27 protein-coding genes are annotated in these 26,238 nt (G+C 66.9%); 5 read left to right on the forward strand and 22 right to left on the reverse strand.

Annotated elements, in window-relative coordinates; translation table 11 throughout:
* The gene (gene tilS / locus MKP08_RS05700) at positions 1-921 is read left to right on the forward strand and encodes a tRNA lysidine(34) synthetase TilS (RefSeq protein ID WP_241555266.1); all 921 of its coding nucleotides are present in this window, start codon (positions 1-3) and stop codon (positions 919-921) included.
* A 1-nt stretch (position 922) separates the two neighbouring features.
* Here the strand turns inward: tilS and MKP08_RS14390 are convergent, their stop codons facing one another.
* The 7 genes from MKP08_RS14390 to MKP08_RS05735 form a co-directional block, all read right to left on the reverse strand.
* Positions 923-1,198 carry a L,D-transpeptidase gene (locus MKP08_RS14390; protein WP_373418070.1) on the reverse strand — a complete coding sequence of 92 codons (276 nt, stop codon included), beginning with the start codon at positions 1,196-1,198 and terminating at the stop codon, positions 923-925.
* Positions 1,095-3,851 carry a phosphoenolpyruvate carboxylase gene (locus MKP08_RS05710; RefSeq protein ID WP_241555267.1) on the reverse strand — a complete coding sequence of 919 codons (2,757 nt, stop codon included), beginning with the start codon at positions 3,849-3,851 and terminating at the stop codon, positions 1,095-1,097. Before MKP08_RS05710 ends, MKP08_RS14390 begins: the two co-directional genes overlap by 104 nt.
* Positions 3,848-4,441 carry a bifunctional 4-hydroxy-2-oxoglutarate aldolase/2-dehydro-3-deoxy-phosphogluconate aldolase gene (eda, locus tag MKP08_RS05715; protein WP_241555544.1) on the reverse strand — a complete coding sequence of 198 codons (594 nt, stop codon included), beginning with the start codon at positions 4,439-4,441 and terminating at the stop codon, positions 3,848-3,850. The genes MKP08_RS05710 and eda overlap by 4 nt, the downstream gene beginning before the upstream one ends.
* Positions 4,442-4,458: 17 nt before the next feature.
* Positions 4,459-5,433 (reverse strand): glucokinase, encoded by a 975-nt coding sequence (glk, locus tag MKP08_RS05720; protein WP_241555268.1) that lies wholly within the window; start codon positions 5,431-5,433, stop codon positions 4,459-4,461.
* The gene (gene edd, locus MKP08_RS05725) at positions 5,430-7,250 is read right to left on the reverse strand and encodes a phosphogluconate dehydratase (protein ID WP_241555269.1); all 1,821 of its coding nucleotides are present in this window, start codon (positions 7,248-7,250) and stop codon (positions 5,430-5,432) included. The genes glk and edd overlap by 4 nt, the downstream gene beginning before the upstream one ends.
* Before the next feature lie 6 nt (positions 7,251-7,256).
* On the reverse strand, positions 7,257-8,696 hold the full coding sequence (gene zwf / locus MKP08_RS05730) for a glucose-6-phosphate dehydrogenase (RefSeq protein ID WP_241555270.1): 1,440 nt from the start codon (positions 8,694-8,696) through the stop codon (positions 7,257-7,259).
* A 111-nt stretch (positions 8,697-8,807) separates the two neighbouring features.
* Positions 8,808-9,605, reverse strand: coding sequence for a transglutaminase family protein (locus MKP08_RS05735; RefSeq protein ID WP_215229035.1), 798 nt, complete (start codon positions 9,603-9,605; stop codon positions 8,808-8,810).
* 123 nt (positions 9,606-9,728) lie between these two features.
* Between MKP08_RS05735 and MKP08_RS05740 the strand changes: the two genes are divergently transcribed.
* Complete coding sequence (locus tag MKP08_RS05740) at positions 9,729-11,003, forward strand: diguanylate cyclase (RefSeq protein ID WP_241555271.1); 1,275 nt, start codon at positions 9,729-9,731, stop codon at positions 11,001-11,003.
* A gap of 10 nt (positions 11,004-11,013) precedes the next feature.
* Here MKP08_RS05740 and MKP08_RS05745 read toward each other — a convergent pair whose 3' ends face one another.
* Genes MKP08_RS05745 through rimO form a run of 3 tightly spaced genes read right to left on the reverse strand, consistent with a single transcriptional unit; the run spans position 11,014 to position 13,470 of the window.
* The gene (locus MKP08_RS05745) at positions 11,014-11,430 is read right to left on the reverse strand and encodes a secondary thiamine-phosphate synthase enzyme YjbQ (protein ID WP_241555272.1); all 417 of its coding nucleotides are present in this window, start codon (positions 11,428-11,430) and stop codon (positions 11,014-11,016) included.
* An 11-nt stretch (positions 11,431-11,441) separates the two neighbouring features.
* Positions 11,442-12,122 carry a DUF1345 domain-containing protein gene (locus MKP08_RS05750; protein WP_241555273.1) on the reverse strand — a complete coding sequence of 227 codons (681 nt, stop codon included), beginning with the start codon at positions 12,120-12,122 and terminating at the stop codon, positions 11,442-11,444.
* Positions 12,085-13,470, reverse strand: coding sequence for a 30S ribosomal protein S12 methylthiotransferase RimO (gene rimO / locus MKP08_RS05755; protein WP_241555274.1), 1,386 nt, complete (start codon positions 13,468-13,470; stop codon positions 12,085-12,087). The genes MKP08_RS05750 and rimO overlap by 38 nt, the downstream gene beginning before the upstream one ends.
* Positions 13,471-13,538: 68 nt before the next feature.
* Here rimO and MKP08_RS05760 point away from each other — a divergent pair, with 68 nt between their 5' ends.
* Positions 13,539-13,940 (forward strand): DUF1761 domain-containing protein, encoded by a 402-nt coding sequence (locus MKP08_RS05760; RefSeq protein ID WP_241555275.1) that lies wholly within the window; start codon positions 13,539-13,541, stop codon positions 13,938-13,940.
* A gap of 31 nt (positions 13,941-13,971) precedes the next feature.
* On the opposite strand, the gene MKP08_RS05765 is transcribed toward MKP08_RS05760, so the two are convergent.
* The 11 genes from MKP08_RS05765 to leuC all read right to left on the reverse strand — a co-directional run bounded on the left by MKP08_RS05765 (position 13,972) and on the right by leuC (position 22,595).
* Complete coding sequence (locus MKP08_RS05765; protein WP_241555276.1) at positions 13,972-15,045, reverse strand: TrkA family potassium uptake protein; 1,074 nt, start codon at positions 15,043-15,045, stop codon at positions 13,972-13,974.
* Positions 15,046-15,063: 18 nt separating this feature from the next.
* Positions 15,064-15,840 (reverse strand): M23 family metallopeptidase, encoded by a 777-nt coding sequence (locus MKP08_RS05770; protein ID WP_241555277.1) that lies wholly within the window; start codon positions 15,838-15,840, stop codon positions 15,064-15,066.
* Positions 15,840-16,601, reverse strand: coding sequence for a 5'/3'-nucleotidase SurE (gene surE, locus MKP08_RS05775; protein WP_241555278.1), 762 nt, complete (start codon positions 16,599-16,601; stop codon positions 15,840-15,842). Before surE ends, MKP08_RS05770 begins: the two co-directional genes overlap by 1 nt.
* 109 nt (positions 16,602-16,710) lie before the next feature.
* Positions 16,711-17,988 carry a serine--tRNA ligase gene (serS, locus tag MKP08_RS05780; RefSeq protein WP_241555279.1) on the reverse strand — a complete coding sequence of 426 codons (1,278 nt, stop codon included), beginning with the start codon at positions 17,986-17,988 and terminating at the stop codon, positions 16,711-16,713.
* Between the two features lie 317 nt (positions 17,989-18,305).
* Entirely contained in the window at positions 18,306-18,635 is a 330-nt protein-coding gene (grxD, locus tag MKP08_RS05785) for a Grx4 family monothiol glutaredoxin (RefSeq protein WP_215229026.1), read from the reverse strand.
* Between the two features lie 38 nt (positions 18,636-18,673).
* A complete protein-coding gene (locus tag MKP08_RS05790) occupies positions 18,674-18,907 on the reverse strand; it encodes a BolA family protein (RefSeq protein ID WP_215229025.1) in 234 nt (77 codons plus the stop codon).
* A 9-nt stretch (positions 18,908-18,916) separates the two neighbouring features.
* Complete coding sequence (locus MKP08_RS05795; protein WP_215229024.1) at positions 18,917-19,240, reverse strand: DUF1476 domain-containing protein; 324 nt, start codon at positions 19,238-19,240, stop codon at positions 18,917-18,919.
* Positions 19,241-19,319: 79 nt separating this feature from the next.
* Entirely contained in the window at positions 19,320-20,315 is a 996-nt protein-coding gene (locus MKP08_RS05800; protein ID WP_241555280.1) for an NADPH:quinone oxidoreductase family protein, read from the reverse strand.
* Between the two features lie 29 nt (positions 20,316-20,344).
* Complete coding sequence (gene leuD, locus MKP08_RS05805; protein ID WP_241555281.1) at positions 20,345-20,935, reverse strand: 3-isopropylmalate dehydratase small subunit; 591 nt, start codon at positions 20,933-20,935, stop codon at positions 20,345-20,347.
* Positions 20,935-21,099: an isopropylmalate isomerase gene (locus MKP08_RS05810; protein ID WP_241555282.1), complete on the reverse strand. Its 165-nt coding sequence runs from the start codon at positions 21,097-21,099 to the stop codon at positions 20,935-20,937. Before MKP08_RS05810 ends, leuD begins: the two co-directional genes overlap by 1 nt.
* A 26-nt stretch (positions 21,100-21,125) precedes the next feature.
* Entirely contained in the window at positions 21,126-22,595 is a 1,470-nt protein-coding gene (gene leuC, locus MKP08_RS05815; protein WP_241555283.1) for a 3-isopropylmalate dehydratase large subunit, read from the reverse strand.
* Positions 22,596-22,684: 89 nt separating this feature from the next.
* Here leuC and MKP08_RS05820 point away from each other — a divergent pair, with 89 nt between their 5' ends.
* On the forward strand, positions 22,685-23,083 hold the full coding sequence (locus MKP08_RS05820) for a thioesterase family protein (RefSeq protein WP_215229019.1): 399 nt from the start codon (positions 22,685-22,687) through the stop codon (positions 23,081-23,083).
* An 18-nt stretch (positions 23,084-23,101) separates the two neighbouring features.
* Positions 23,102-23,620 (forward strand): sterol desaturase family protein, encoded by a 519-nt coding sequence (locus tag MKP08_RS05825; protein ID WP_241555284.1) that lies wholly within the window; start codon positions 23,102-23,104, stop codon positions 23,618-23,620.
* A 4-nt stretch (positions 23,621-23,624) separates the two neighbouring features.
* Here MKP08_RS05825 and MKP08_RS05830 read toward each other — a convergent pair whose 3' ends face one another.
* Entirely contained in the window at positions 23,625-26,180 is a 2,556-nt protein-coding gene (locus tag MKP08_RS05830) for a TonB-dependent receptor (RefSeq protein ID WP_241555285.1), read from the reverse strand.
* Between the last annotated feature and the right edge of the window lie 58 nt (positions 26,181-26,238).

Here is a 26,238-nt window from a genome sequence, read left to right on the forward strand (position 1 = left end):
GTGAGGTTTGCGTCCGGCAGGCTGGGGCTGGCGGTATCGGGCGGGCCGGACAGCCTCGCCTTGCTCCTGCTGGCCAATGCCGCGATGCCCGGCATGGTGGAGGCGGCGACCGTCGATCACGGCTTGCGTCCCGAAAGCGCGGACGAGGCGGCGATGGTCGCGCGCCTGTGCGCATCCCTCGGCGTGCCGCACAGAACCCTGCGCGTGGAAGTGGGCGCGGGTAATCTGCACCAGCGGGCGCGTGCGGCGCGCTATGCCGCGCTGGGTCGGTGGCTGGCGGGCCGCGAAGTGGCGGGCCTCGCCACGGCCCACCATGCCGACGATCAGGCGGAAACGCTGCTGATGCGGCTCAATCGAAGCAGCGGGCTGGCGGGGCTGGCCGGAATCCGGCCGCGCGGTCGGCTGAGCTTCGCCGAGCCGCAACCGCTCGATTGCGAGGTCTTTCGCCCGCTACTCGGCTGGCGGCGCGAGGAGCTGGAGGCGGTTGTCGCGGCGGCGGAAATAGAGCCGGTGCGCGATCCTTCGAACGAGGATTGCCGCTTCGAGCGCGCGCGGGTGCGTGCCTTTCTCGCCGGACAGGACTGGCTCGATCCGCTGGCAATGGCCGAAAGCGCCCGCCATCTGGCAGACGCGGACGAGGCCATCGCGTATGTCGCGAAAGGCACGTTCGACAGCGGCGTGGAGAAGGCTGGAGACGGCTACGTGTTTCGCTGCGGCCATCCCCGATTGATCGAGATCGAGGTGGTCGCGCTGATCCTCGAAACACTTGGGGCGGCAGGCGTGCCGCGTTCCGAGATCGCGCGGATGGTCGAGCGTTTGCACAATGGCGACAATGCGTCGCTCGGCGGCGTGCTGGCGCGCCGGGAGCCCGATGTCGATAGCTGGCGCTTCGAGGCCGAGCCACCTCGTCGTTCGGCCTGAGTTAGAGGATTTTCTCGCCCATCCCGAGCTGCTCGCCGCACGTGATGACGACCTTGTCGCCCTTTTCGGTCGCGGCGAAGAGCTCGGCAGCGAACCCATCCGGCACGCCCACGCAGCCATGACTGGCATAGCCATTGGTAACCTCGCCCCCGCTATGTCGGTCGGGGAGGGAGCTAGCCGTGCGCGCCGAAGACCTGCGCGATCGCGCCGCCGATCCGCAGCGACAGGTCGTAGGAGCGCTCGATCGGATCGATATATTCGCGGCCGATCTGGCCATAGCCGTCGGTATCGCGATCCGGAAAATCGCTCGCCTCGTCGAGGTCGAAGTCGTCGATCTGGGGGAAGCTGGTCGGGAAGGCGCGCCGCATCTGCGCCAGCGCATCGTCGATCCGCAGGGTGAAGACCATTTCCAGCACGTCGTCGCGGCTGATGTCGTTCGCCCGGCTGAAGCTGGGAAGCGCCACCGCCTTCAGGAACATGTGCTGCAGCAGGGTCAGTCGCAGCGATTGCAGCACGCCGATGAAGCGCCGCGTCTCTTCGCGTCCCGGCGGCGCCGTTTCCTCCGGCAAAAGATCGAGCAGGCGATGGAATTTGAGCGCGTCGATGCGCAACCGGCTCGCAAGGCGGCGGAACACGCCGTTGCGGTCGTCCTTGGTCAGGTAATCGGCCAGCGCCTGGCATGCATCGGCGATGCTTTCCTCCGTCCCGCGATAGGTCCGGCTGGCCCAGTAGGCGGAGTTGAAAAGTTCGCCGAAGGCGGCGACCGTCTTGATGCTGGCAAGCGCGTTGGACGACCGCGCAAGGCTCATCAACTGGCGACCGCGCGCGCTCGAATCGAGCAGTTGCGCGATTTCCTCCACATTGCCGTCCGCCGCGCTGCCGATCCCCGCGATGATGTTCACGGGGTAACCCAGCTGCTGCAGGATCGCGTTGTGCGGGATCGCGCGGATCTGCCGCAGGCTCATCTCGCGTTCCGCCGACAGGTCCGACTGGCGGCGCGCGACGCGGCTGCCGGTGGTGTTGAGCAGGCCGAGCCCGAAGGCGGTCACCGCCCGGGCGTAGGTCCGACTCTCCAGATGTTCGTGCTGATGCGTGCGGATCGCGCGGTAGAAATCGAGGCTGAGATCGGTGCGCGTGTAGAACGGATCGGGCTCTTCGCCCCCGGCCGGCGGGCGGTAGGCCGCAATCTGTTCCAGCGTGGCGCGTGCCAGCGTGGGGGTCTCGAACAGCAGGTAGCCGTCGCCGCCCTGGAAGCTGGCCTCCGGCTCCAGCCGGATGCGTCCGCGCGCGAAGCGACCGCGCGCCCATGGCGACATCGGCCATTCCAGCCGGTCGGCGAAGCTGGCCGGATGCGCGCCGCGGCCCATCCCCTCGCCATGCGTGTTGAAGACCAGCGCGGCGACATCGGTCAGCGCGTTGGCGCGCATGGCATCGGCCATTCGGCCCTGCAGCCGCTCGATCGAGAGCCCGGCGGGAATCTGTCCGACGAAGCGGCCCGCGTCGGAAAAACCGGTCTGGATGCAGATGCGCCCACGGGTGCGGGCGTATTTCTGGAACTCGCTTTCCTGCAGCAGCGCGTCGAGCAGGCGGCCGCCGTGTTCCAGCGCGTTCTCGGTTTCGAACAGAGGCGACACGTCGACCTTGTCCGCGATGCCGAACAGCTTCGCGAAATAGAGCGCGGCCATGACCGTGCTCGGTTCCTCGCATTCGGCCACTAGCATGCGGATCGGCTGATCCGCGTCGATATGGTGGAGGATCTGCGCCATCGCGAGGAATTGGCGGATGGCGGTGCTCGCCTCGATCGCGAGGGCGCCGAAATTGGATCGCAGCGGCTCGATATCGGCGATCATCCGGCGCAGCACCTTCATCGCGCCCTGGCTGCCGATGTCGAGATCCTCGCCGCCCTCGATCCGGCGGCGGATCGCGTTGTGGAGCTGCTTCGCATTCACGCGGAAATGGATCCAGCCCATGCCGAGCCCGTCGGCCCGCATCGCGGCGGCGAGGGTCAGCAGCTCGGTCGCCCGTGCTTCGGTCGCGCTGTCCGCTTCGGCCTCGAGGGAAGCGATGACGGGTTCGAGGCTCAGCAGCTTGTGCGGATCGTCGCGCGTCAGGCGATTGGCCGCTTCCGACAGGTCGCCCGGCGCGGACAGGTCCTGCGCGAAGTCGTCGGCGCGCGCGGCGGCATAGGCCTGCGCCGGACGCAGCGTGTCGAGCAGTTCGTGCTCGGCATCGATCGCCGCCAGCTGGTCGCAATAGCGCTGCAACCGCATGGCCTTTTCCTTCAGCCGGAAGCCGATCGAATCGTGCCAACGGATGTCCGTCCGCCCGTCCATGTCGTAGCCGACCCAAGTGGCGAAGCGGAACGGTAGCGGCTTCAGCTCGCGCCACCGCTCGGGGAACCGGTCCGCCGCGTCGCGCAAGATGCGGGTGACTATCGTATCGCGTGCGTCCTGCGCATGACCGATCGCGCGCATGGCGCGCTCGTGTTCGTAAGGGAGGGTGATCGCCGGGCGATCCTTCACCTTCACGCATACCTCGTCCCCGACCGGCGTCTCTTCGCCCGCTGCCGCCGCGAGCGCGGCAGACTGATCCGGCGTCATCAGGAAGGTCGGGTGGGCGGTGAAGACCGCGTGCAGGCGCGGGTGCTCCCATTCCTCGCGCAGCGATCCGAAATCGGCCGGCTCGGGCAGGGCGGACGCGCCGCCTTCGTTCAGGCCCAGCAGATCGCGAACGTGATCGCCGCGCCTCGTCAGCGCCTCCTGCTCCAGCGAGCAGACCATGTGCTCGATCGTGTCGAGGTCGATCTTGCCTGCTTCCAGTTCGCGCGACAGATCGAGCGCGAGCTGGAAGACGGGATTGAACATGGGCGTTTCAGCCGTGCGCTTGTGCAGTTCCTGCAGGCGCTCGCTGAGATCTTGCGGTGTGTTCATCGGTTCAATTCCTTAGCTGCCCTTGCGCTGGCGGCGATGGCGGCATGATCGGGCGCGCCGCGCGGGGCGACCCAGCTGCCGCCGACGCACAGCACCGGATCGAAGGCGAGCCAGTCGGGGGCGTTTTGTTCGGTGATGCCGCCGGTCGGGCAGAACCGGCATTGGTGGAAGGGTGCGGCGAGCGCTTTCAACACAGGCAGGCCGCCCGCCGCCTCCGCCGGGAAGAACTTGAAATGGGTCAGGCCCAGGTCGAGCCCGCGCATGATGTCGGCAGCGGTGGCGATACCGGGCAGGAACGGCACGCCCGCCCGCTCCGCCGCCTTGGCCAGCGGTTCGGTAAGGCCGGGAGAGACGATGAACTCGCTCCCCGCCTCGACGGCGGCATCCAGCTGCTCGCCATTGCACACGGTGCCGGCCCCGACGATCGCCCCGTCGACTTGCTTCATCGCGCGGATGGCGTCGAGCGCGGCGGGTGTACGCAGCGTCACTTCGAGCACGGGCAGCCCGCCTTCGACCAGCGCCTCCGCCAGCGGTACGGCATGGTCGAGATCGTCGATCACGATCACCGGAATGACCGGTGCGGTTTGCATGATGGTTGCGATCTGGGTCACGGATGCTGCCTCGCGAATGCTGCCGCGGCGCCGAACAGGCCGGGCTGGGGATGGGTGATGAGTTTTACGGGGATGCCCGACATCAGGCCTTCGAAACGGCCCTTGGCGATGAACCGCTGGGCGAAGCCGGAGGCGGGCAGCATCTCGCGCAGGCGATAGCCGAGCCCGCCGGCGATCACGACGCCGCCGAAACCGCCCTGCGCCAGCGCGATGTCGCCCGCCACGCTGCCGAGCGACAGGCAGAAGCGATCGACCGCGGCCGCGGCAAGCGGGTCCGATCCGTCAAGGCCCGCCGTCCAGATAGCGACGTCCTCCAGATCGGGAACGGGGCGCTTCTCCATGGCGGCGAGCGCCTGGTAGATGTCGACGATGCCGGGGCCGGATACCACCCGCTCTACCGATACGCGCCGGTGGCGCCGCCGCAGCCGCGCAAGCAGGGCATCCTCGATCGGGTCGAGCGGCGCGAATTCGATATGCCCGCCCTCGGTTGCCTGGACGCGGTAATCGTCGCCCGCGCGCCAGAGATGCGCCACGCCCAGGCCGGTTCCGGGGCCTAGGACGCTGATCGTCCCTTCGCTCGCCAATGGCTGGTCGGGGCCGGCGAGGTGTTCGAACTGCTCATCCGGTGCGCGGGCCACGGCATAGGCCACCGCTTCGAAATCGTTGACGATGGTGAAGCGGTCGCAACCCAGCTTGCTGGCGATCAGCGCGGGGCGGATGACCCAGGGGTTGTTGGTGAAGCGGATCACCTCCCCCCCAACCGGCCCGGCGATCGCGATGGCGACGTTGCCCGGCAGGGACCCGCCCTGCCGTTCGCGATAATCCTGCCACGCCGTCTGGAAGCTGGCGTGATCGTCGGTGTGCAGCGTGGTCGGTTCGCCGAGAGAGATCGTGCCGTCGTCTGCGACGCTCGCGAGGGCGAAGCGCGCATGGGTGCCGCCGATATCAACGGTGACGAGCTCGATGCTCATAGCCCCGCCGCCGCCAGCACCGGGCTCGCGCCCTGTTCCGCGCCGTCGGCGTTCTGGCGGAACATCGCGAACAGCTCGCGCCCGACGCCCCAGCCGGGTGCGGGAGCGGGGGCAGGATCGCGGCTGGTGAGATCGGCCTCGGTCGACAGCGTGCCGGTGTCGGCGCACAGCTTCACCATGTCGCCGTCACGCAGATAGGCGAGCGGACCGAAGCTCCCGTCGTCCGCCTCCAGCGCCTCGGGCGTGACGTGGATCGCGCACGGCACCTTGCCGCTGGCACCGGACATGCGGCCGTCGGTGACCAGCGCGACGCGGTAGCCGCGATCCTGCAGTACCCCCAGTGGCGGAGTCAGCTTGTGCAGTTCGGGCATGCCGTTGGCGCGCGGGCCCTGGAACCGCACGACGACGATCACGTCGCGGTCGAGCTCGCCCGCCTTGAAGGCCTCGGCCACCTCGTGCTGGTCGGCGAACACGCGGCACGGGGCCTCGATCGTCCAGCGCTCCTTCTCGACCGCGCTGGTTTTGAAACAGGCGCGGCCCAGATTGCCCTCCACCAGCCGCATCCCGCCATCGGATTGGAACGGGTTACTGGCCGGGCGCAGCATGGTGTCGTCGCCCGACGGGCCGGTCTCGCGGTGGGTCAGCTCGTCGCCGTCGAGCCCGGGTTCGAGCGCGTAGGCCGACAAGTCCCCGTCCCAGATCGTGGCAATGTCACGGTGGGCGAGGCCCGCGTCGAGCAGTTCGCCGATCACGTAGCCCATGCCGCCCGCATCGTGGAACGCGTTCACGTCGCCCGACCCGTTGGGATAGACGCGCGCCAGCAACGGCACGACATGGCTGAGCTCGGCCAGATCGGTCCAGTCGATCGAAATGCCGGCCGCGCGGGCCATCGCCGGGATGTGGATCGCGTGGTTGGTCGATCCGCCCGTGGCGAGCAGGCCCACCGCCGCGTTGACGATCGCTTTCTCGTTCACGCACCGCGCGAGACTGCGCTCGGTATCGCCCGCCAGCGCGGCCAGGCGATGCACCGCCGCCCGGTCCAGCGCCTGACGCAGCTTGGTGCCCGGCTGGACGAAGGCTGCACCCGGCACGTGCAGGCCCATCATCTCCATCATCATCTGGTTGGAATTTGCCGTGCCGTAGAAGGTGCAGGTGCCGGGCGAATGATAGCTGCGGCTCTCGCTTTCGAGCAGCTCGTCGCGGCCCACCTTGCCCTCGGCATAAAGCTGGCGCACGCGCTGCTTTTCCTTGTTGGGAATGCCGCTGGGCATCGGGCCGCTGGGTACGAAGATGCCTGGCAGATGGCCGAACCGCAGCGCGCCCATCAGCAGACCAGGCACGATCTTGTCGCAAATGCCGAGCAGGAACATCCCGTCGTACATCGCGTGGCTCATCGCGACGCCGGTGGCGAGCGCGATGGTGTCGCGGCTGAACAGCGACAGCTCCATGCCGTCCTGCCCTTGCGTCACACCGTCGCACATCGCCGGGGTTCCGCCCGCGACCTGCGCCGTCGCTCCGACCTCGCGCGCGTAGATCTTCATCCGCTCCGGATATCGGCCATAGGGCTGATGCGCGGAAAGCATGTCGTTATAGGCGGTAACGATGGCCAGATTGACCGCGCCGCCCGCCTTCAGCCGTTCCTGATCCTCCAGCGCCCCGGCATAGGCGTGGGCGAGATTGGAGCAGGACACATGCGCACGGTCCGGCGCGCGGTCGCGCTCGCGGTCCATCAGCTCCAGATAGCGGTCGCGCCCTGGCCTGGAGCGCTCGATGATCCGCTGGGTCACGGCATGGACGGAATCGTGTAGTTTGCTCATGACCGGTTACTCATGCCAAGTTACTCCGTCGCGTTCGGCGAGCGCGATCGCGGCGCTCGGACCCCAGCTGCCTGCGGTGTATTCCTTCGGCTCGCTGCCTTCCTCGGCCCAGCGTGCGCGGATCGCGTCGATCCATTCCCATTGCGCCTCCACCTCGTCGCGCCGCACGAACAGCGTCTGGTCGCCCTCGATCAGGTCGAGCAGCAGCCGTTCGTAGGCGATCCGGCGATGCGGCCCCTTGAAGGCATCGGGCAGGCTGATGTCGAGCGGCACGGAACGCAGGCGGATACCCTGCCGATCGAGGCCCGGCATCTTCGCCATCAGCGCCAGATGCACGTTCTCCCGCGGCTGAATGCCGATCACCAGCCGATTGGGCTGCGTCTTTGCGCCGCGCCCGTCGAAGATCGAATAGGGGATCTGGCGGAACTGGACCACGATTTCCGTGATGCGCTTGGGCAATCGCTTGCCGGTGCGCAGGTAGAAGGGCACCCCCTTCCAGCGCCAGTTGTCGACATGCGCCTTGATCGCGACGAAGGTTTCGGTGTCGCTGTCCTTGCCCAGCTCATCGTCGTAACCCGGCACCGCTTCGCCGCTGACCGCGCCCGCACGATACTGGCCGGTGACGGTCTCGCCTTCCGCCACCCGGCGCAGGGCGCGCAGCACCTTCACCTTTTCATCGCGGATGGCGGTCGCGTCGAAGCTGGTCGGTGGTTCCATGCACACGAGCGCGAGCAGTTGCAGCATGTGGTTCTGCACCATGTCGCGCAGCGCGCCGCTGTCGTCGTAATAGGCGACGCGCGATTCCAGCCCGACCGTCTCCCCGACGGTTATCTGGACGTGGTCGATGTAATTGGAATTCCAGATCGGCTCGAACAGGATGTTCGCGAAGCGCAGGGCGAGCAGGTTCTGGACCGTTTCCTTGCCCAGATAGTGGTCGATCCGGTAGATTCTGTCCTCGCTGAAGGCGCTGGCGACCGCGTCGTTGATCTCGCGGCTGCTTTCCAGGTCCACGCCGAGCGGCTTTTCCAGTCCGATCCGCACATCGCCGGTGGTAAGCCCCGCATGCTTCAGCCCGGCGATGGTAGGTTCGAACAGGCTGGGCGCGGTGGACAGGAATATCGCCAGGCCGTTGCCGGTGCGCCCGGCCTTCTCGGCGAGTTCCTCGTACCCTTCCAGCGTTGTCGCATCGAGCGGCTGGTAGCTGAGGCGGTTGAGGAAATCCGCCATCCCGCCGCGCCGGTCGGCGGGCAGGTATTTCTCCAGCGCCTTGCGCGCGAAGTCGCGAAAGCCCGCATCGTCCATTTCGGACCGTGCGGTGCCGATGATCTTCAGATCCGGATGGATCAGTTCGTCGGCGTCGAGCGCACAAAGCGAAGGCAGCAGCATGCGCTGCGCCAGATCGCCCGTCGCGCCGAACAGGATCAGCCGGTCTGCGGTAAAGCTCATGCGCGCGCTAAATCCCCCCGTCGAACAATCGTGGTGCGATGCAGCAAAGCTATCATCCGATGGCCCGCACCACCACCCGATGCGCGCCGGAAAGTCAAAACACCCGCATACCTATTCACGAACGACGCTGACCGTCTTTTCGAGGAATTCGGTCATTCCGAAGCTGGTCATGAAGCTGACATCGGCGGCGTCGCGACCGATCCCGATCTTCACGATCTCGCCCGGCTCGGCCATTCCGGTCGCATCGACCAGGTGCCAGGCACCGCCGCCCGGCGTGGTCTCGTCGGCAAGGAAAACCTCCGCCACCGCATGGAAATCCTGCGGGGTGACGTCGGGGGCGTAGCAGCTGACGAAACGTGCGGGGATACCCGCGGCACGGGCGAAGGTCACCATCATGTGCGCATAGTCCCGGCAGATGCCACGGCGTTCGGTGAAGCTGTCGAGCGCGGTGGTGGTCGCGGTGCTGCTACCCGGGGTGTAGGTGAACTTGCGCGCGATCCAGTCGCGCATCGCGACGATCTGCCCTCCACCGGAAAGCGTCCCGAACTCGTCATGGACGAAGGTCTGGAAGCGGTCCGCCGGACAATAGCGGCTGTCGAACAGATAGGGCACCGTCTCGCCCGGCAGGTCGTGCAGGTCCATGCGCTCCAGCTGCGACAGCTCGCTCAGCATGCGATCGACCTGAACCCGGGCGCGGTACCCAGCCTCGACCCGCCCCTGCGCCCGGATCCACAGCCGGTCGCCGATCCCATCCTGGGCCGGAATGCGCGCGAAATGCTCGTGCGGCGGAATTAACGTGTGATAATCGCGCAGCGTCTGCTCCGGGATCATCGCCGCTTCGAATTGAAGCAGCACGTCGATCACCTCTTCCGTGCGGAAGGCGAAGTTCATCTCGATGGAAAGGGCCATGCCTTCCCAACGCCGCCTTGCCGATCTGGTTTCGCGGTGCCGTCAATTGGCGTTCGCTACGGTGGCCCCCCTTAACGTTTTCTCATCCGTGGCGTTCTAGATGGTGGTGGTGGAGGGACATATATGAGCGATCCGGCAGGACTATCATATTTGCAACGGTTAAATGCGCGCCCCTGGCAGCAGGTCGGGGCCGAAGTGTTCCATGGCGTGCTGACGCTGGGGCTGACCGCCGCGCTGTTCCTGCCCTCTACCGGCGCAAGGGCGATGATCCTGGTCGCCATCGCGGCCTCGCTCGGCCTGATGGTGATGCGCTACCGCATCCGACATTCGGTGATGGGCGCGCTCGAACGCACCCGCGCCGAACGCGAGGAAGCAAGCCGGCTTAAGCATCACAACGAAGAACTCTTCGCGATGACCGATATGCTGCAGGCGGCGGAGGGGCACGAGGATGCCGGTTCCGTGCTGGAGGCCACCGCCACGCGCCTGCTGCCGAGCTTCGCGGGCGCGCTCTATGTCTTCAATAATTCGCGCGACCGCCTGGATCTGGTGACGCATTGGAATACCGGCGACCTGCCGGCTCCGAACGAGTCGTTGATACCCGGTCACTGCTGGGGGCTGAAGCGGGGCAAGCCGCATATCAACGACCCGCACTGCCAGACGCTGGTCTGTTCGCATCATGCGGCGGGCGTCGCCTCGGTCGAGGTGCCGATGATGGCCCGCGGCCAGATCTACGGCCTGCTGGTGGCCTCCTGCGCCAGTGACAGCGAATCGTTCGACCGGCTGATGGAGGTTCGCCGCGTGTGCCGCGCGCTGGCGGACTCGATGTCGCTCGCCCTGTCGAACATCTCGCTGCGCGAGAAGCTGCGCACGCAGTCGCTGCGCGATCCGCTGACGGGCCTGTACAACCGGCGCTATGTCGAGGACGTGCTGGAGCGCTATATCTGTTTGGGCGAGCGGACCGGCCAGGCGACTTCGGTGATTATGCTCGATCTCGACAACTTTAAGACGCTCAACGATCTGCACGGGCATGCGATGGGCGATACGGTGCTGCGCGACGTCGCTTCGCAACTGGTCGGGGCATTGCGGCCGTCGGACGTGGTCGCGCGCTATGGCGGCGAGGAACTGCTGGTGATCCTGCCCGGGTGCGATCAGGACGGGGCACTGGTGAAGGGTGATCTGCTGCGCGAGCGGATCGAGACCCTCTCGGAAATTCACGGCGCGAAGATCAGTGCGTCGCTGGGCGTGGCGACGGTCCCCGAATCGGCTTCCGGGGTGGGCGATGTGGTCGCCCTGGCCGATGCCGCTCTCTACCAGGCGAAGGCGGACGGGAAGAATTGCGTGCGCATGGCGGATCGTCGCGGCGACAAGGAAGAGGCCAAGCCCCGCCTGGTCGTCTGAGCCGGTCCGGCTACTCGCCCAGCAGATGCAGCGCGATCTCGCGCCGGTGGGGGCGTGCGCGGTGCTCCACCAGAAACACGCCCTGCCAGGTGCCCAGCAGCGGCTTCCCGCCCAGAACCGGAATGGACAGGTTCACCCCCGTCAGCGCCGCCTTCAGATGGGCGGGCATATCGTCCGGCCCCTCGTCGTCATGCTCGTAGGCCGCGCTTTCAGGAGCGATCCGGTCGAGCCAGCGCACGATGTCGCGGCGCACGGCGGGCGCGGCGTTCTCGTTGATCGTCAGGCTCGCGCTCGTATGGCGGCATAGCACGGTCAGCAGCCCGTCGGAGATGCCGGTGTCCGCGATCCAATCCGCGATCTCGTGCGTGATTTCCGTCAGCCCGGGGCCGGGCGTCTCGACGCCGAGGATGGTTTGCCGCTGGCGCACTACGAGCCTCCCTAGACCGACGCGAGAGTATTCACCGTCAACGCCAGAATACCCAGGTTGAACACGAATGCGAACAGCGCGTGGAACGTCGACACCCGGCGGATGTGCCGCCCGGTGATCTCTATGTCCGCCGTCTGGCAGGTCATCCCGATGACGAAGGCGAAGTTCACGAAATCCGAAAAGCCCGGCGCAGCGCCGCCCGGAAAATCCAGCCCGCCGCGCTTGCCCGGCCGGCCGTCGTCCGGATCGTCGCTCCAGTACAGGCGCGCGTAGTGAAAGGTGAAAACAAGATTGGCGAAGCACCAGTTCGCCAGGAGGGTCGCCACCATCAGCGCAATTTCCGGACCGGACAAGGTGTCCTTTCCGGCGAGCAGCACCGACAGCGCCGCAGTTACGCTGGCGCTGATCAGCGCGGTGATCAGGAGCAGCAGGACGCCGCCCGCATCGTTCGCCTGTGCGTCAGGGCGAAGGACCCCGGCCTCACCATGACGCCAGAGCGGAATGCAAGACAGCACGAAGGCGACCACGCCGACATCGAACGCGATTAGCAGCGCGCTGGCCCAGCCGGCGACGAGCAGCGCGGGCCAGACGGCGAGCGCCATCACCAGCAGGAACAGCAGATACCGCCGGTGCTGTATCCTCATCGGGGCGGCGTCAGCGCACGGCCCCGAACAGGTCGTGCGCGTCGGCATCCTCCACCGCGACCTGCACGATGTCGCCCGGCGCGAGGGTTTCGGGCACGTTGCGCAGGAAGACCTGCCCGTCGATCTCCGGCGCGTCGGCCTGGCTGCGCCCGGTGGCACCGATATCGCCGTCCTCGTCGGGTTCGCCCACCTCGTCGATGATGACGGGCAGCGTGCGTCCGACCTTCGCCTGCAGCTTGGCGGCAGAGATCCGCGTCGTGCACTCCATCAGGCGCGCGTAGCGTTCTTCCTTGATATCCTCTGGCACCTGGTCCGGCAGGGCGTTGGCCTGCGCGCCTTCGACCGGCTCGAAGCGGAAGCCGCCGACGCGGTCGAGCTGCGCTTCTTCCAGCCAGTCGAGCAGATAGCGGAAATCATCCTCCGTCTCGCCGGGGAAGCCCACGACGAAGCTCGACCGGACCGCGATGTCGGGGCAGATTTCGCGCCAGCCCTTCAGCCGCTCCAGCACCTTCGCCTCGTTGGCGGGGCGCTTCATGCGCTTGAGCACCGAAGGCGCGGCATGCTGGAACGGGATATCGAGATAGGGCGTCAGCAGCCCTTCGGCCATCAGCGGGATGACCTGATCGACGTGGGGGTATGGGTACACATAGTGCAGCCGCACCCACGGGGGCGTGCCTTCGGAAGTGCGCAGCTGCCCGAGTTCGCGGGCCAGGTCGGTCATATGCGCACGGACCTCGTGGCCCTTCCACTCGCGCGCTTCGTGGCGGGTATCGACCCCATAGGCCGAGGTATCCTGGCTGATGACCAGCAGTTCCTTCGTCCCCGCCGCGATCAGCTTTTCCGCCTCGCGCAGCACCGCGTCGATGCGGCGGCTGGCGAGCTTCCCGCGCAGATCGGGGATGATGCAGAAGGCGCACGAGTGATTGCACCCCTCCGAAATCTTCAGGTAGCTGTAGTGACGCGGGGTCAGCTTGATGTCGGGCTGAGGGATCAGGTCGATGAACGGCCCCTGCGTGGGCGGCGCGTATTGGTGCACCGCCTTCACCACCTGTTCGTACTGGTGGGCGCCAGTCACTGCCAGCACCTGCGGATGGGCGGCGCGGATCGCGTCCGCTTCCTCACCCATGCAACCGGTCACGATCACGCGGCCGTTCTCCGCAATCGCCTCGCCGATGGCGGCCAGGCTTTCCTCCTTCGCGGAATCGAGGAAGCCGCAGGTGTTGACGAGGACCACGTCGGCCCCGGCGTAATCGGGGCTCATGGCATAGCCATCGGCGCGTAGCCGGGTCAGGATCCGCTCGGAATCGACGAGCGCCTTCGGGCAGCCGAGGCTGACCATGCCGACCTTCTTCTGGTCGGCCAGAACCGTGGGTTGGGTGGTGGCGGCGGTATTCATGCGCGCCGCCTCTACACCCCGGACGCGCAATGCGCTAGCGGGGGCGGGTTTACGCGGGAGCTTTGGACATGGGACAGATTTCGATTGTGCCGATCGTGCTGGCGGCGCTGGCATTCTTCGTGGTCGGCGCGCTGTGGTACGGGGTTCTGTTCGGCAAGGTCTGGCAGCGGGCGGCCGGCCTGTCGGAAGAGGCGTTGCGGGGCGGCAAGCCGATGTGGCTGATATTCCTGCTCGCCTTCCTGTTCGAGATGCTGATCGCGCAGGTCCTTGCGCACCAGTTCGCGATGACGGGAGCGAGCGACCGGGCGATCTGGATGATCTCGATCGGCTTCGGCGCGTTCGTGATGAGCCCGGCGATCGGGATCAACTACCTGTTCCAGCGCAAGCCGGGCCTGCTGTTCCTGATCGATGCGGGGCATTTCGTCGTCGGCATGGCGGCGATGGGCGCGGTATTCGTGGCGTTCAACTAACCCGCGCTCAAATAGCGCGAAGCGCGGCGACCTACGTGAACTGCACGTACTCGCCGCCATTCGTCGGAATGATCTCGACGATGATGTCGCCTTTCTCCAGCGCCTCGCAGGCGTCTTCCCAATAGCCCAGCGCATGACCGTCGCGATAGACGCGCAGGCCGATCCCTTCCTGGCACGATTCCTTCAGCGAGCGCCCGATCTCGTCCGCCCGCACTTCGCGCTCCACCAGCTGGACCTTGCCGCTGACGGAGGCGAGGTCGGCGAGATAGTCGGCGATATGCGCGCCCTTCGCGCTGCCCGCCAGCAGCAGGCCGGTGAAGCGCACCGGGTTGATGACGTTGTTCGCGCCCGCCTGCCGCGCCAGCAGTTCGTTGTCGTCCGCGCGCACCACCACGCTGATCGGCACATTGGGTGCGAGGTGGCGCACGGTCAGCACGATCAGGATGGAGGTGTCGTCCCGCCCGGCGGAAACGAGCACCGACTGCGCGTTGGCGATCCGCACCGCCTCCAGCGTGTCGTCGCGGGTGGCATCCGCCGCCATGACGTTGCAGCCCAGCTTCTCTGCCTCGGTCAGGCGCTCCTCGCTCGGGTCGATCACCACGATGCAGCTCGCTTCGATCCCGCGCTCGATCAGTTCCTCGACCGCCTGCGAGCCGCTGATGCCGTAGCCGAGGACCACCACGTGGTCGGACAATTGTTCCTGGATACGGGCCATGCGGAATTTCTCCCAGCTGCGCTTGATGATGAAGTTGTAGGCGGTGCCGACGAAAATGAAGAGCACGGCGAAGCGGACGGGCGTCACGATCACCGCCTCTACCAGCCGGGCCCGATCCGAGATCGGCGCGATATCGCCGAAGCCGGTGGTGGTGATGGAGATCATGGTGAAATAGATCACGTCGAGGAAGCTGACCTCCCCGTCGAGATTGTCGACCAGCCCGTCACGGTCCCACCAGTGGATCATGACCACCAGCATGATGAGGCCGAGCGCCAGGCTGATCCGGATGCCGAGATCGCCCCAGACGGGGATCTTCACCGCGCGCCGCAGCGGTTTGTAGCGGGGTCCGCGCGCCGTCCGACGGCCGACGGTTTCGATCTGCTTCGCCATGGAGAAGGGGTGGCTAGCCTATTTGTCGCGAGGCGGCAATTTGCTCTTGGGGTCTATGTCCTTGCCATCGTGCCGGATTTCGAAATGAAGTTCGGGCCGGGTGGCGGTGCCCGCCGCGCCCGCCAGCCCGATCCGCTCTCCGGTCTTGATAACGTCGCCCTTCTTCACGGTGATGCGCGACAGGTGGCCGTAGGAGGTCTGCCAGCCATTGCCGTGGTCGATCAGCACCTGCCGACCGAACCGGGTGGGTTCGGTGTTGGCGAACACAACGGTGCCGCTCGCCGCCGCGCGGACCATGTCGCCTGTATCGACCGCGATATCGATCCCGTCGTGCGTGGGTGAGAACGGCAGCAGGACCCGCCCATCGTGCGGCCAGCGGAAATAGGGTTCGGTGTGCGTCGTGGCACGGATGGGAGCGGGGGCTTGCGCCACCTGCGCCGGGATAATCAGTTTTTGACCGATTTGCACCGGGTATGGCTTCTCCAGCCCATTGGCGATGGCGAGATTGTCGAGCGGAACGTCGTATTTCAGCGCGATACCCAGCGCGGTCTCGCCCGCCTTGACGGTATGGCTGCGCTGGCGCGGGATCACCAGAACCTGGCCCGCCTGCACAGCGTAGGGTTCGACCAGACCGTTCGCCGCCGCGATCGCCGCCTTTTCCACCCCGGCGCGATTGGCGATGCCGCCCAGCGTTTCGCCTTCCTCGACGGTGTGCCGGGTCTCGGTCGCGGGATTGCCCGCCGCGACCAGCAGGAGCGCGGCAGCGGCCAGCGCGAGGGGCGCCGGCCTGCGCATCAGGCGAAGCGCTCTCCCAGTTCGCCGAGCGAGGCGTGGTGGGTGAGGTCCAATTGCAACGGCGTCACCGAAACATAGCCCTCGTCGATAGCCTCCAGGTCGGTGCCATGGTCGAGCGAGTGCTCGATCGCCTGCAATCCGAACCAGTAGTAGCGGAAGCCGCGCGGATCGCGCCCCTCCACCACCGTGCCGCGCGAATAGTCGTGGAAGCCTTGGCGCACGGCGCGGATGCCCTTCACCGCTTCGCCCGCGATGGCCGGGAAGTTGACATTGACCAGGGTGCGCCGGGGCAGCGGTGCATCGAGCAGCGGGGCGAGGACCTTCGCGCCCCATTTGCGCGCGGCGTCGAACGTATCGGCACCGGCTTCGCCGTCCCGGCTGGTCACCTGGCTCAGCGCGATGGAGCGGATGCCCGCCAGCGCGCCCTCGATCGCCGCCGAAACGGTGCCCGAATAAGTGATGTCGTCGGCGAGGTTGGCACCGCGATTGACACCCGACAGGATCGCGTCGGGCGCGCCGTCCATGACGTTGCGCAGCCCCATGGTGACGCTGTCGGTCGGCGTGCCGGTGACGGAGAAGCGCCGCTCGCCGTGCTTCCGCAGCCGCACGGGACGGGTCAGCGTGAGCGCGTGGCCCATGCCCGACTGCTCCTCGTCCGGCGCGCAGATCCAGATGTCGTCGGTGAACTCGCGCGCGATCGCTTCCAGCACTTCGAGGCCGGGGGCGTGCACGCCGTCGTCATTGGTGAGAAGGATTTTCATTTCGGTATCTCTATCCGCTCGGCCTGAGCTTGTCGAAGGACTGCTCTTTCTTCCGCGAGCATCGCTAAAAGTAAGTGCGGCCCTTCGACAAGCTCAGGGCGAACGGGGGTTAGGGGGCAAGGACTTCGATGCCGCCCATATAGGGCTTCAGCGCATCGGGCACGCGCACCGATCCGTCGGCTTGCTGGTAGTTCTCCAGCACCGCGACCAGGGTCCGCCCGACCGCGAGGCCGGAGCCGTTGAGGGTGTGGGCGAACTCTGTTTTCTTCGCGCCGTCCTCGGGCCGGTAGCGCGCGTTCATCCGCCGCGCCTGGAAATCGCCGCACCAGCTGATCGAGCTGATTTCGCGATAAGCGTCCTGCCCCGGCAGCCACACCTCCAGATCGTAGGTCCGCCGCGCGCCGAAGCCCATGTCGCCGGTGCACAGCAACATGGTGCGATAGGGCAGCTCCAGCGCTTCCAGCACGCCCTTGGCGCTGCGCACCATGTGCTCGTGCTCCGCCGCGCTGTCTTCGGGGCGGCATACGCTGACCAGCTCGACCTTCTCGAACTGATGCTGCCGGATGAAGCCGCGCGTATCGCGCCCCGCCGCGCCCGCTTCGGAGCGGAAACAGGGCGTGAGCGCGGACATCCGTAGCGGGATAGTGAGGTCATCGAGAATCGTCTCGCGGACCGCGTTGGTGAGGCTGACCTCGGCGGTGGGGATCAGCCAGCGATCGTCGGTTGTGCGGAAGAGGTCTTCGGCAAATTTCGGCAGCTGTCCGGTGCCGAACACCGCCTCGTCGCGCACCAGCAGCGGTGGCGCGCATTCGGCGTAGCCGTTCTCGCGCGTCTGGCGGTCGAGCATGAACTGGCCCAGCGCACGATGCAGCCGCGCCATATCGCCGCGCAGGAAGGTGAAGCGCGCGCCCGAAATCTTGGCGCCGGTTTCGAAATCCATGCCCAGCGCGGGGCCGAGATCGGCGTGCTCCTGCGGCGCGAAGTCGAAGCTGCGCGGCGTGCCCCAGCGATCCTGCTCGACATTCTCGCTCTCGTCCGCACCCTCGGGCACGTCGTCGGCGGGGCGGTTGGGGTAGGCGGCCAGCAGGGCCTCGAGCTGCGCGCCCACGCGACGTTCGGTCTCCTCCAGCGCCGGGAGCGACTGCTTGAGCTCGGCGACTTCTTTCTTCAGCGCCTCGGCAGTGCCGGTATCGCCTTTGCCCATCGCTTGGCCGATCGCCTTCGAGGCCTCGTTGCGGCGGCTCTGGCCTTCCTGCAATTTGGTCGTCACTTCGCGCCGCTGCGTGTCGAGCGCGAGGATGTCGGCGGCGGCCGGCTCCAGCCCGCGGCGGGCGAGAGCGGCGTCGAAGCTTTGCGGATCGTCGCGGATCAGGCGGATGTCGTGCATGGGCGGCAGCCTATGCCGATGCGCGACGGCGATTGCCAGTGCCGACTTGCAGGGCGCGGGCTTTCGCGCGAAGGCAGAGGCGGCCATGCCCGAGCCTATCCGCCTCGTCCATTTCGTCGGCTTTCGCGACGATCGCTATTGGAATGCGGTGCGGGTGTTCGGCCCGCCCGACATGATCCACCCGGTCTGGGATGTGTACGCCGCGAACGACGTGGCCCCGGGCGACACGGTGGTGTTCGCGACCGGAGAGGCGGACCGAGCGCCGCGCAGCTTCTCGAGCGAGGCCACGCGCAACCGCGCGGCCCGCGCCCGCGGCGTCAGTTCGCCTTCGCGACCGCCTTCTGGTCCATCAGCTGCTGCAGTTCGCCCGCCTCGTACATCTCCATCATGATGTCGCTGCCGCCGACGAATTCGCCCTTCACATAGAGCTGGGGGATGGTCGGCCAGTCGGAATAGGCCTTGATCCCCTGCCGGATCTCTTGGTCCTGCAGTACATCGACGCTGTCGAAAGCGACGCCGCAATGTTCGAGGATCGCGACCGCGCGGCTGGAGAAGCCGCATTGCGGGAAGAGCGGTGTGCCCTTCATGAAAAGCACGACGTCGGCCTCGCCGACGATGCCTGAAATGCGCGTGTTTGTATCGGCCATAGCCAGAGCGTCCCGTTGCTGAATTCCTGAGTGGGGAATCAGTTGGGCACTTGGGTCGTCAGTTGCAAGGCGTGCAGCGCGCCACCCATGTTACCGCCCAGCGCCTCGTACACCATCTTGTGCTGCTGCACCCGGCTTTTGCCGACAAAGGCGGGGGAGACGACATGCGCGGCGTAGTGGTCGCCATCGCCCGCAAGATCGCGGATCTCGACCTCGGCATCGGGCACGCCGGCCACGATCATGCGCTCGATCTCGCTTGCGCTCATCGCCATCGCAGCCGCCTATTCGCCGGTCATGAACTGGCGCCGCGCCTCGACCGCGCATTCTTCCAGCTTCAGGCGGATGTCGGCTTCGGCCACGTCCTTGCCCGCCGCAGTGAGGTCGCCCAGCACCTTGCGGATCACGTCCTCGTCGCCCGCTTCCTCGAAATCGGCCTGCACGACCGCTTTCTTGTAAGCGTCGGTTTCCTCCGGCGTCAGGTTCATCTGACCCGCCGCCCATTCGCCCAGCAGGCGGTTGCGGCGCGCCGCGACACGGAACGCGGTATCCTCATCGAACGCGTATTTGGCTTCCTCGCCGCGCTCGCGATCCTTGAAATCGGTCATCGGTAACTCCCCGAAAGATGGCTTGCGCCCGCCGATAGCCGCGTGCCCGGCACCGGGCAAGCGCGGCGGGCGCCAGCGGCTACATCTTCACGACCAGCTTGCCGACCGCCTTGCGCGCCTCCAGCTTGGCGATCGCTTCGTGTGCGTTGTCGAGGCTGTAGGTCTCGCTCACCTGCGGCTTGATCTTGCCCGCCTTCCACAGATCGAACAGCTCGGCGATGTTGTCGGCATTTCGCTTTGGCTCGCGCGCGGCGAAGGCACCCCAGAAGACACCGCGAATGTCGCAGCTCTTGAGCAGGGTGAGGTTGAGCGGCATCTTGGCGATGCCCGCCGGGAAGCCGATCACCAGGAAGCGGCCTTCCCACGCGATCGACCGCAGCGCCGGTTCGGAATAGTCGCCGCCGACGATATCGACCACGATGTCCGCACCGTTCTGACCGACCGCCGCCTTGAAATCGCTCGCCAGCTGCTTGGAGGCATCCTTGTCGAAGGGCTGGCGCGGATAGACCACCGTTTCGTCGGCCCCCGCATCCTTCGCGGCCTGCGCCTTCTCCTCGCTGGAGACGGCGGCGACCACGCGCGCTCCATAGGCCTTGGCCAGCTCGACCGAGGCGAGGCCGACGCCGCCCGCCGCGCCCAGCACCAGCACGGTATCCCCTTGCGAGATGTCGCCGCGATCCTTCAGCGCGTGGATCATGGTGCCGTAGGTCATCAGCAGCGCGCTCGCATCGACCAGTTCGATGCCCTCGGGTACATGGAACAGCTTGCCCGCATCGACCGCCACCCGCTCGCGCAGGCCGCCGCTGCCGATCCCGGCAAGCACGCGGTCACCGACCTGCCAGCCGTCGACGCCTTCGCCCACCGCGCTGATCGTGCCAGCGATCTCTCCGCCGGGCGAATAGGGGCGCTCGGGCTTGAACTGGTAGAGATCGCGGATCATCAGCGTATCGGGAAAATTGATTGCGCAGGCCGCGACATCGACCACCACCTGGCCGCTGCCGGGGGAGGGAGCGTCGATATCCTCCACCACCAGTGTTTCGGGTCCGCCGACATCCTTGGTCAGAACGGCTTTCATTGATCTCTCCCTGGTTGTGTATGTCCGGTTCAGGCCGCCGGGGCGAGCCACGGGCGATCTGCCCGCAGCCTGTCCTCGAACCGGCCGATCGCTTCATCCCGTGCCAGCGTCAGCCCGATCTCGTCCAGCCCCTCCAGCAGGCATTCCTTGCGGAACGGGTCGATTTCGAAAGTGAAGCGGTCCTGAAACGGGGTGGTGACGGTCTGGTTTTCCAGGTCCACGGTGACGGGATCGCTCTCGGCGACCTCCAGCAACCGGTCGACCTGTTCCTGCGGCAATTCGACCGCGAGAATGCCGTTCTTGAACGCATTGCCGCTGAATATGTCGGAGAAGCTGGGCGCGATCACGACCCGGATGCCGCGGTCTAGCAGCGCCCACGCAGCGTGCTCCCGGCTCGATCCGCAGCCGAAATTGTCGCCTGCGATCAGGATCGGGGCGCCGGCGAATTCGGGTCGGTCGAAGACGTTGCCGGGCTCGGCGCGCACGGTTTCGAACGCCCCCTCGCCCAGCCCGTCGCGCGTGACCGTCTTCAGCCAGTGGGCCGGGATGATGACGTCGGTGTCGACATTCTTCGCGCCAAAGGGGATTGCGCGCCCTTCGACGGTGTCGACGGCCTGCATCAATCGGTCTCCGGCTTCTCGCCAGAGGGGATGGGGCCGGGCTGGGTCGGGCTCTTCCGCTTGCGGCTGGTGGCGAACAGCAGCGCGCCGGCGATGGCGGCAGAACCGATCGCGGCCCCTGCGGCGATGGCGGCCTTGCCGCCCTTGCTCGAATTGATGCTCATATCGAAATTTTCCTCTTCCCCATGGGTTATGCCGCACCAGCGTCCTGCGGCGCGGAGTGTTCCGAGAGAATCATGCCTCGCGCGTCGGCCAGCTTTCCCGCCACGGCGGACGCCGCCGCGGTCGCGGGGCTCATCAGATGGGTGCGGGCGCCGGGGCCCTGTCGGCCCACGAAATTGCGATTGCTGGTGGAGGCGCAGCGTTCGCCCGGCGGAACCTTGTCGGGGTTCATCGCGAGGCAGGCCGAACAGCCCGGCTCGCGCCATTCGAAGCCGGCGTCGGTAAAGATGCGGTCGAGCCCCTCGGCTTCCGCCTGCCGCTTGACCAGGCCGGAGCCGGGCACCGCGATCGCCCATTTGACGTTGCGCGCGATCCGCCGCCCGCGCAGCACCTCGGCGGCGGCGCGCAGATCCTCTATCCGGCTGTTGGTACAGCTGCCGATGAAGACGTTCTCGATCGCGATATCCGCGATCCGCTCGCCCGGTTGGAGACCCATGTAGGAAAGGCTTTTGCGCGCCGCCTCCTGCTTGGCCGGATCGGCAAAGCTGGCGGGATCGGGCACGGTGCCGTCGATCGCCACGGTATCTTCCGGGCTGGTGCCCCAGGTGACGGTCGGCTGCACGTCCGCCGCATCAATCACGACGGTGCGGTCGAAGCGCGCGCCATCGTCGGTATGCAGCGTGCGCCAGTATGCGATCGCCGCGTCCCAATCCGCCCCGCGCGGTGCCATCGGGCGATCCTGCAGATAGGCGAAAGTGGTTTCGTCCGGCGCGACCAGGCCGGCGCGCGCGCCCGCCTCGATGCTCATATTGCACACCGTCAGCCGCCCTTCGATGCTCATCTCCTCGAACACCGTCCCGCGATATTCGATCACATGGCCCGTGCCGCCCGCGGTGCCGACGACACCGATGATATGGAGGATCAGATCCTTTGCCGTCACCCCGGGCCCGAGCGATCCCTCGACCCGCACCTCCATCGTCTTCGAGCGTTTCAGCAGCAGGGTCTGGGTCGCGAGGACATGCTCGACCTCGCTGGTTCCGATGCCGAAGGCCAGCGCGCCGATGCCGCCATGCGCGGCGGTGTGGCTGTCGCCGCACACGATTGTGGTGCCGGGCAGGGAGAAGCCCTGTTCCGGGCCCACGACATGGACGATGCCCTGCGCGGGCGCGACCGCGTCGATATAGTCGACCCCGAACTCGGCGGTGTTGCGTTCGAGCGCGGCGAGCTGGTTCGCGCTCTGCGGATCGGCGATCGGCAACCGGCTGCCGTCCGCGGCGAGGCGCGGCGTGGTCGGCAGGTTGTGATCGGGCACCGCCAGCGTCAGGTCGGGCCGTCGCACCGGCCGCCCGTTCGCACGCAGCGCCTCGAACGCCTGCGGGCTCGTCACCTCGTGCACCAGATGCCGGTCGATATAGACCAGCGCGGTCCCGTCCGGCCGCGTTTCGACGACGTGATCGTCCCAGATTTTCTCGTACAGGGTGCGGGGGTTTGTCGGCATGGGGCTGTTGTGCAATCGGGGCGGACACCGCGCAAAAAAGCAATATGCGGGTCATGGAAAAGAAACCTTCGCCGTGCTAACTTACACCCATGTCAGCAATTCCCTTCGCGCACCCGATAACGATCCGGCCCGACGATATCGATTTCATGGGGCACGTGAACAATGCCCGCTATCTCGGCTGGGTGCAGGACGCCGTGCTGGCGCACTGGCAGAAACTGGCCCCGGCGGAAGCGGTGGCGAGTCGGCTATGGGTCGCGCTCAAGCACGAAATCACCTATCGCAAGCCAGCTTTCCTGGAAGACGACGTGATCGCCAGCACCGTGCTCGAAAGCACGAAGGGCGCGCGCGCCTTCTACCACACCGTGATCGAGCGCGGGGGCGAAGTGCTGGCCGAGGTGAAGTCGAGCTGGTGCTGCGTCGACGCCGAAACCCACCGCCCGGCGCGGATCGGGGAGGAAATCGCCCGGTTCTTTTTCCCGCGCGACTGACCTATATCGGATGACGCAATGAGCGTCGCCCTGCCTGTCCTGATCGTCCTCGCCACCATCCTCGCGATGGAGGGCGTCGCGTGGGGCAGCCACAAATACATCATGCACGGCTTCGGCTGGGGGTGGCACCGCGACCATCACGAGCCGCACGACAAACTCATGGAGAAGAACGATCTCTATGCCGTCGTCGGCGCGGCGTTGAGCATATCCATGTTCGCGCTCGGCAGCCCGCTGGTCATGGGCGATGCCGCCTGGTGGCCCGCGACCTGGATCGGCGTCGGCGTGCTGGGATATGGGATCATCTATACGCTGGTCCATGACGGCCTGGTCCACCAGCGCTATTTCAAATGGGTGCCCAAGAGCGGTTATGCCAAGCGGCTGGTCCAGGCGCACAAGCTGCACCATGCGACCATCGGCAAGGAAGGCGGGGTCAGCTTCGGCTTCGTCTTCGCCTGCGAACCGGCCAAACTGAAGGCGGAGCTGAAGCGCCAGCGCGAAGCGGGGATCGCCGTCGTTCGCGACAGCGCGGGGGCCTGACGCGCTAGAATCGCTTGCGCAGCGACAGCGTGACCGTGCGACCGATGGGGTCGATCAGGTTGGCCTGATAGCGGAACGGGACGGTGCCGTTGCCGTCACCGACGCGCTGGCGCGCATCGGTGAAATTCTGCGCGTCCAGCCGCAGTTGCAGGTTCTTCGCCCAGCCCGCCTCGCGCACCAGATCGCTGACGGGAACATAGGCGGTGAGATTCAGCTGGAGCAGGCGCTTGAAGCGCAGGTCGGACGAGGGAATATCGCTGCGGATCCGGCGGGCATTGGCATAGTAGAAGCTGAAAGTGCCGCCGTACCCCGTCTTGTTGAGGCCGAGATAGCCATAGCCGGAGAATTGCGGTTTGTAGCCGCCGACGCTGTCGCCGCCGACCAGGTCGAGCGCGCGGGTTCCCGGGCGCAATTGCAGATCGTCCCGCAGGACGAAGGTGGGGACGAGTCCGGCGTAATAGGTCGGGCGCGTATCCGCGACGGGCGGCACGCCTTCCGCCGGCGGGGGCGGTGGCTCGCCCAGCCGCCCGTTTGCCGTAATGGAAACCTGCACGGTCTCCAGCCGCTCCGAATAGAAATTGATCGGGCGATAGGTGACCGCCGTCAGCGTTCCGTTCGCGTCGCGGGTGAAAAGGTCGGGCACCAGCGCCTCGGTCTCCGGCGAGTTGGAGATAATGGTGCCGGTCTGGTTGCGGATATGGCTATCGGTATAGGACAGGTTGAACCGCAACTGGCTCTTTTCCATCGGCTGGATATTGAGCGAGAGCGTTTTGACGGACTGGCGCTGCGCCAGCAGTTCGGGATTGCCGCCGGTGAACAGCGTGACGATCTCCGTCCGGCCGGAGGCGAAGTCGAATACCGGCACGTCCTCGATCCGGCGCGGCGGGGTCGATTGCTGCGCGAGGTCCGGCGCGGCCTCGTTCCGGCGGGCGGATGCATTGACCTGCAGGCCCTTGATCGGCGACCAGACCAGTCCGAGCGTGCGATCGCGCAAGCTGCCGAAGCCGCCGACATGGCGCAGGTTCGCCGAGGCATTGAGGGACAGGTCGCCGATCACCGGCAGCACGTCCATCTCGCGCTTCGCGATCGGCAGGTCGAGCGCCAGCCCGCCCTCGAACCGGGAGCGGCCCAGTGACAGGTCGAAGGGGCTTTCGCCGCGCAGCGATGATAGCGAACTGAGGCGCGCGGCCTCCACGGTGGCGGTGGCGGTGGCACTTCCGGCGGGCAGTTCCAGCGGGCTGCCGGTGACGACCAGCTTCGTCTCCACCGTGCGCGTGCGCTGATGCGTCAGGTCGGTCTGCCGCGCTGCGAGCAATCCCGGGTCGAGTGGTGCGAAGGGGTCGGCCCCCGCCGCGATCGCCGCGTTGGCCGCGGACAGGTCGATGCCGCGCTCGCTCGTGCCGTCGGTGACAGTCTGGTTGAGCGAGGCGGTGGCATCCCACTGCCACCCCGCGATCGCGCCGCGCAGGGTGCTGCCCGCTGTAACCGTGGTGGTCTTCTGCCGATCGCGCAGCGTGCCGACCTCGGTCAGGTAGCGGTTGAGCACCACGGTATCGTTGAAGGGTGAGAACGCATTGTCGCCCGGTACGATCAGCCGCGCGCTGGCGGGACCGTTCAGCGCGCGCGTGCGGCTGTGCGCGACCGACAGGGTGAGCGATCCCGCCAGCGTTTCCCCGACCCGGTCGGCCAGCACCGCCTCTCCCGTGATCGTATCCTTTCCCGGCGCCAGCGTCTGGAGCGTGCCGGGCTGGAACAGCCGCGGATCGCCCGCCGCCGAAGCATAGGCGGCCAGCTGCGAGCGGTCGCCTGCCGCAGCGGGCACCGGGGCGATGGTCACGATCCGTCCCGCGAGAGCGGACAGGGCCGGGTCGATCTGGCCGCCGCCGATCCCGGTAATGTTGCCCAGCGCATCGAAGGGAATGTCGGGATCGAGCGCCAGGTTCCGCTCCGACCAGTCGAGCGCATCGGTATGCGCATATTCGAGATTGGCGGTCAGCCGGGCTTCGCCGCTCAGCCGCGTATAACCGGCGCGCGCGCTCTCGGTCGCGCTGCCGAAGGGAACGGTAGATGCGACCGCGACCCGAGCCTCGACCTGCGAGAAGGGCCGTTTGGTGATGAAATTCACCACCCGCCGCGTCGGGGGATAGCCAAACCGCAGCGCTGCCTCCTCCGGCAGTACCTCGACCTTCGCGATCGCTTCGGGCGGCAGCGAGCCGATTTCCTGATAGCCCGAGACGCGCTGGGAATTGAGGAGGAAGATGGGCTCGCCCCCGCTGGCCGACTGCGTCTGTCCCTGGATCGCCTGGCGGATGTCGTCGATGCTGGTCGCTCCGATCGCGGCGAGCGCATCCTGATCGAGCTCCGCGATCGGCGCGATGTCGGTGATGGCGGAACCGCGCTGCCCAATCACGACGATAGTGGAGGCGTCATCGGGGGCCTGCGTGTTCGCCGCCGGTTCCGGCTCCTGCTCCACCTGTGCCACTGCAAGCGTAGGCAGCGACGAGGCGAACAGTAGCGCCGCGACGCGCGCGGCCCGTGCCGCTCGCCGACGATCCGCCAAGTATCGGATAGGACCCTCCGTCCGAATCACACCCCGATCCGGCAGGGGCGAGCAAGAA

Source organism: Erythrobacter sp. LQ02-29 (assembly GCF_022576075.2).
Classification (GTDB): domain Bacteria; phylum Pseudomonadota; class Alphaproteobacteria; order Sphingomonadales; family Sphingomonadaceae; genus Alteriqipengyuania.

What these genes read in the sequence shown, in the direction of transcription:
- edd (WP_241555269.1), bottom strand. Translation starts at nt 7,250, where the DNA reads ATGAGCAAACTACACGATTCCGTCCATGCCGTGACCCAGCGGATCATC.
- MKP08_RS05710 (WP_241555267.1), bottom strand. Translation starts at nt 3,851, where the DNA reads ATGAACACACCGCAAGATCTCAGCGAGCGCCTGCAGGAACTGCACAAG.
- MKP08_RS05750 (WP_241555273.1), bottom strand. Translation starts at nt 12,122, where the DNA reads ATGCCGACGCGCACGACCTGTTCGGGGCCGTGCGCTGACGCCGCCCCG.
- leuD (WP_241555281.1), bottom strand. Translation starts at nt 20,935, where the DNA reads ATGCAGGCCGTCGACACCGTCGAAGGGCGCGCAATCCCCTTTGGCGCG.
- surE (WP_241555278.1), bottom strand. Translation starts at nt 16,601, where the DNA reads ATGAAAATCCTTCTCACCAATGACGACGGCGTGCACGCCCCCGGCCTC.
- glk (WP_241555268.1), bottom strand. Translation starts at nt 5,433, where the DNA reads ATGAGCATCGAGCTCGTCACCGTTGATATCGGCGGCACCCATGCGCGC.
- rimO (WP_241555274.1), bottom strand. Translation starts at nt 13,470, where the DNA reads ATGAATACCGCCGCCACCACCCAACCCACGGTTCTGGCCGACCAGAAG.
- leuC (WP_241555283.1), bottom strand. Translation starts at nt 22,595, where the DNA reads ATGCCGACAAACCCCCGCACCCTGTACGAGAAAATCTGGGACGATCAC.
- MKP08_RS05760 (WP_241555275.1), top strand. Translation starts at nt 13,539, where the DNA reads ATGGGACAGATTTCGATTGTGCCGATCGTGCTGGCGGCGCTGGCATTC.
- MKP08_RS05795 (WP_215229024.1), bottom strand. Translation starts at nt 19,240, where the DNA reads ATGACCGATTTCAAGGATCGCGAGCGCGGCGAGGAAGCCAAATACGCG.
- eda (WP_241555544.1), bottom strand. Translation starts at nt 4,441, where the DNA reads ATGCAAACCGCACCGGTCATTCCGGTGATCGTGATCGACGATCTCGAC.
- MKP08_RS05765 (WP_241555276.1), bottom strand. Translation starts at nt 15,045, where the DNA reads ATGGCGAAGCAGATCGAAACCGTCGGCCGTCGGACGGCGCGCGGACCC.
- MKP08_RS05790 (WP_215229025.1), bottom strand. Translation starts at nt 18,907, where the DNA reads ATGGCGATGAGCGCAAGCGAGATCGAGCGCATGATCGTGGCCGGCGTG.
- MKP08_RS05820 (WP_215229019.1), top strand. Translation starts at nt 22,685, where the DNA reads ATGTCAGCAATTCCCTTCGCGCACCCGATAACGATCCGGCCCGACGAT.
- serS (WP_241555279.1), bottom strand. Translation starts at nt 17,988, where the DNA reads ATGCACGACATCCGCCTGATCCGCGACGATCCGCAAAGCTTCGACGCC.
- MKP08_RS05810 (WP_241555282.1), bottom strand. Translation starts at nt 21,099, where the DNA reads ATGAGCATCAATTCGAGCAAGGGCGGCAAGGCCGCCATCGCCGCAGGG.
- MKP08_RS05770 (WP_241555277.1), bottom strand. Translation starts at nt 15,840, where the DNA reads ATGCGCAGGCCGGCGCCCCTCGCGCTGGCCGCTGCCGCGCTCCTGCTG.
- grxD (WP_215229026.1), bottom strand. Translation starts at nt 18,635, where the DNA reads ATGGCCGATACAAACACGCGCATTTCAGGCATCGTCGGCGAGGCCGAC.
- MKP08_RS05825 (WP_241555284.1), top strand. Translation starts at nt 23,102, where the DNA reads ATGAGCGTCGCCCTGCCTGTCCTGATCGTCCTCGCCACCATCCTCGCG.
- zwf (WP_241555270.1), bottom strand. Translation starts at nt 8,696, where the DNA reads ATGAGCTTTACCGCAGACCGGCTGATCCTGTTCGGCGCGACGGGCGAT.
- MKP08_RS05740 (WP_241555271.1), top strand. Translation starts at nt 9,729, where the DNA reads ATGAGCGATCCGGCAGGACTATCATATTTGCAACGGTTAAATGCGCGC.
- MKP08_RS05735 (WP_215229035.1), bottom strand. Translation starts at nt 9,605, where the DNA reads ATGGCCCTTTCCATCGAGATGAACTTCGCCTTCCGCACGGAAGAGGTG.
- MKP08_RS14390 (WP_373418070.1), bottom strand. Translation starts at nt 1,198, where the DNA reads ATGGCCAGATCGGCCGCGAATATATCGATCCGATCGAGCGCTCCTACG.
- MKP08_RS05800 (WP_241555280.1), bottom strand. Translation starts at nt 20,315, where the DNA reads ATGAAAGCCGTTCTGACCAAGGATGTCGGCGGACCCGAAACACTGGTG.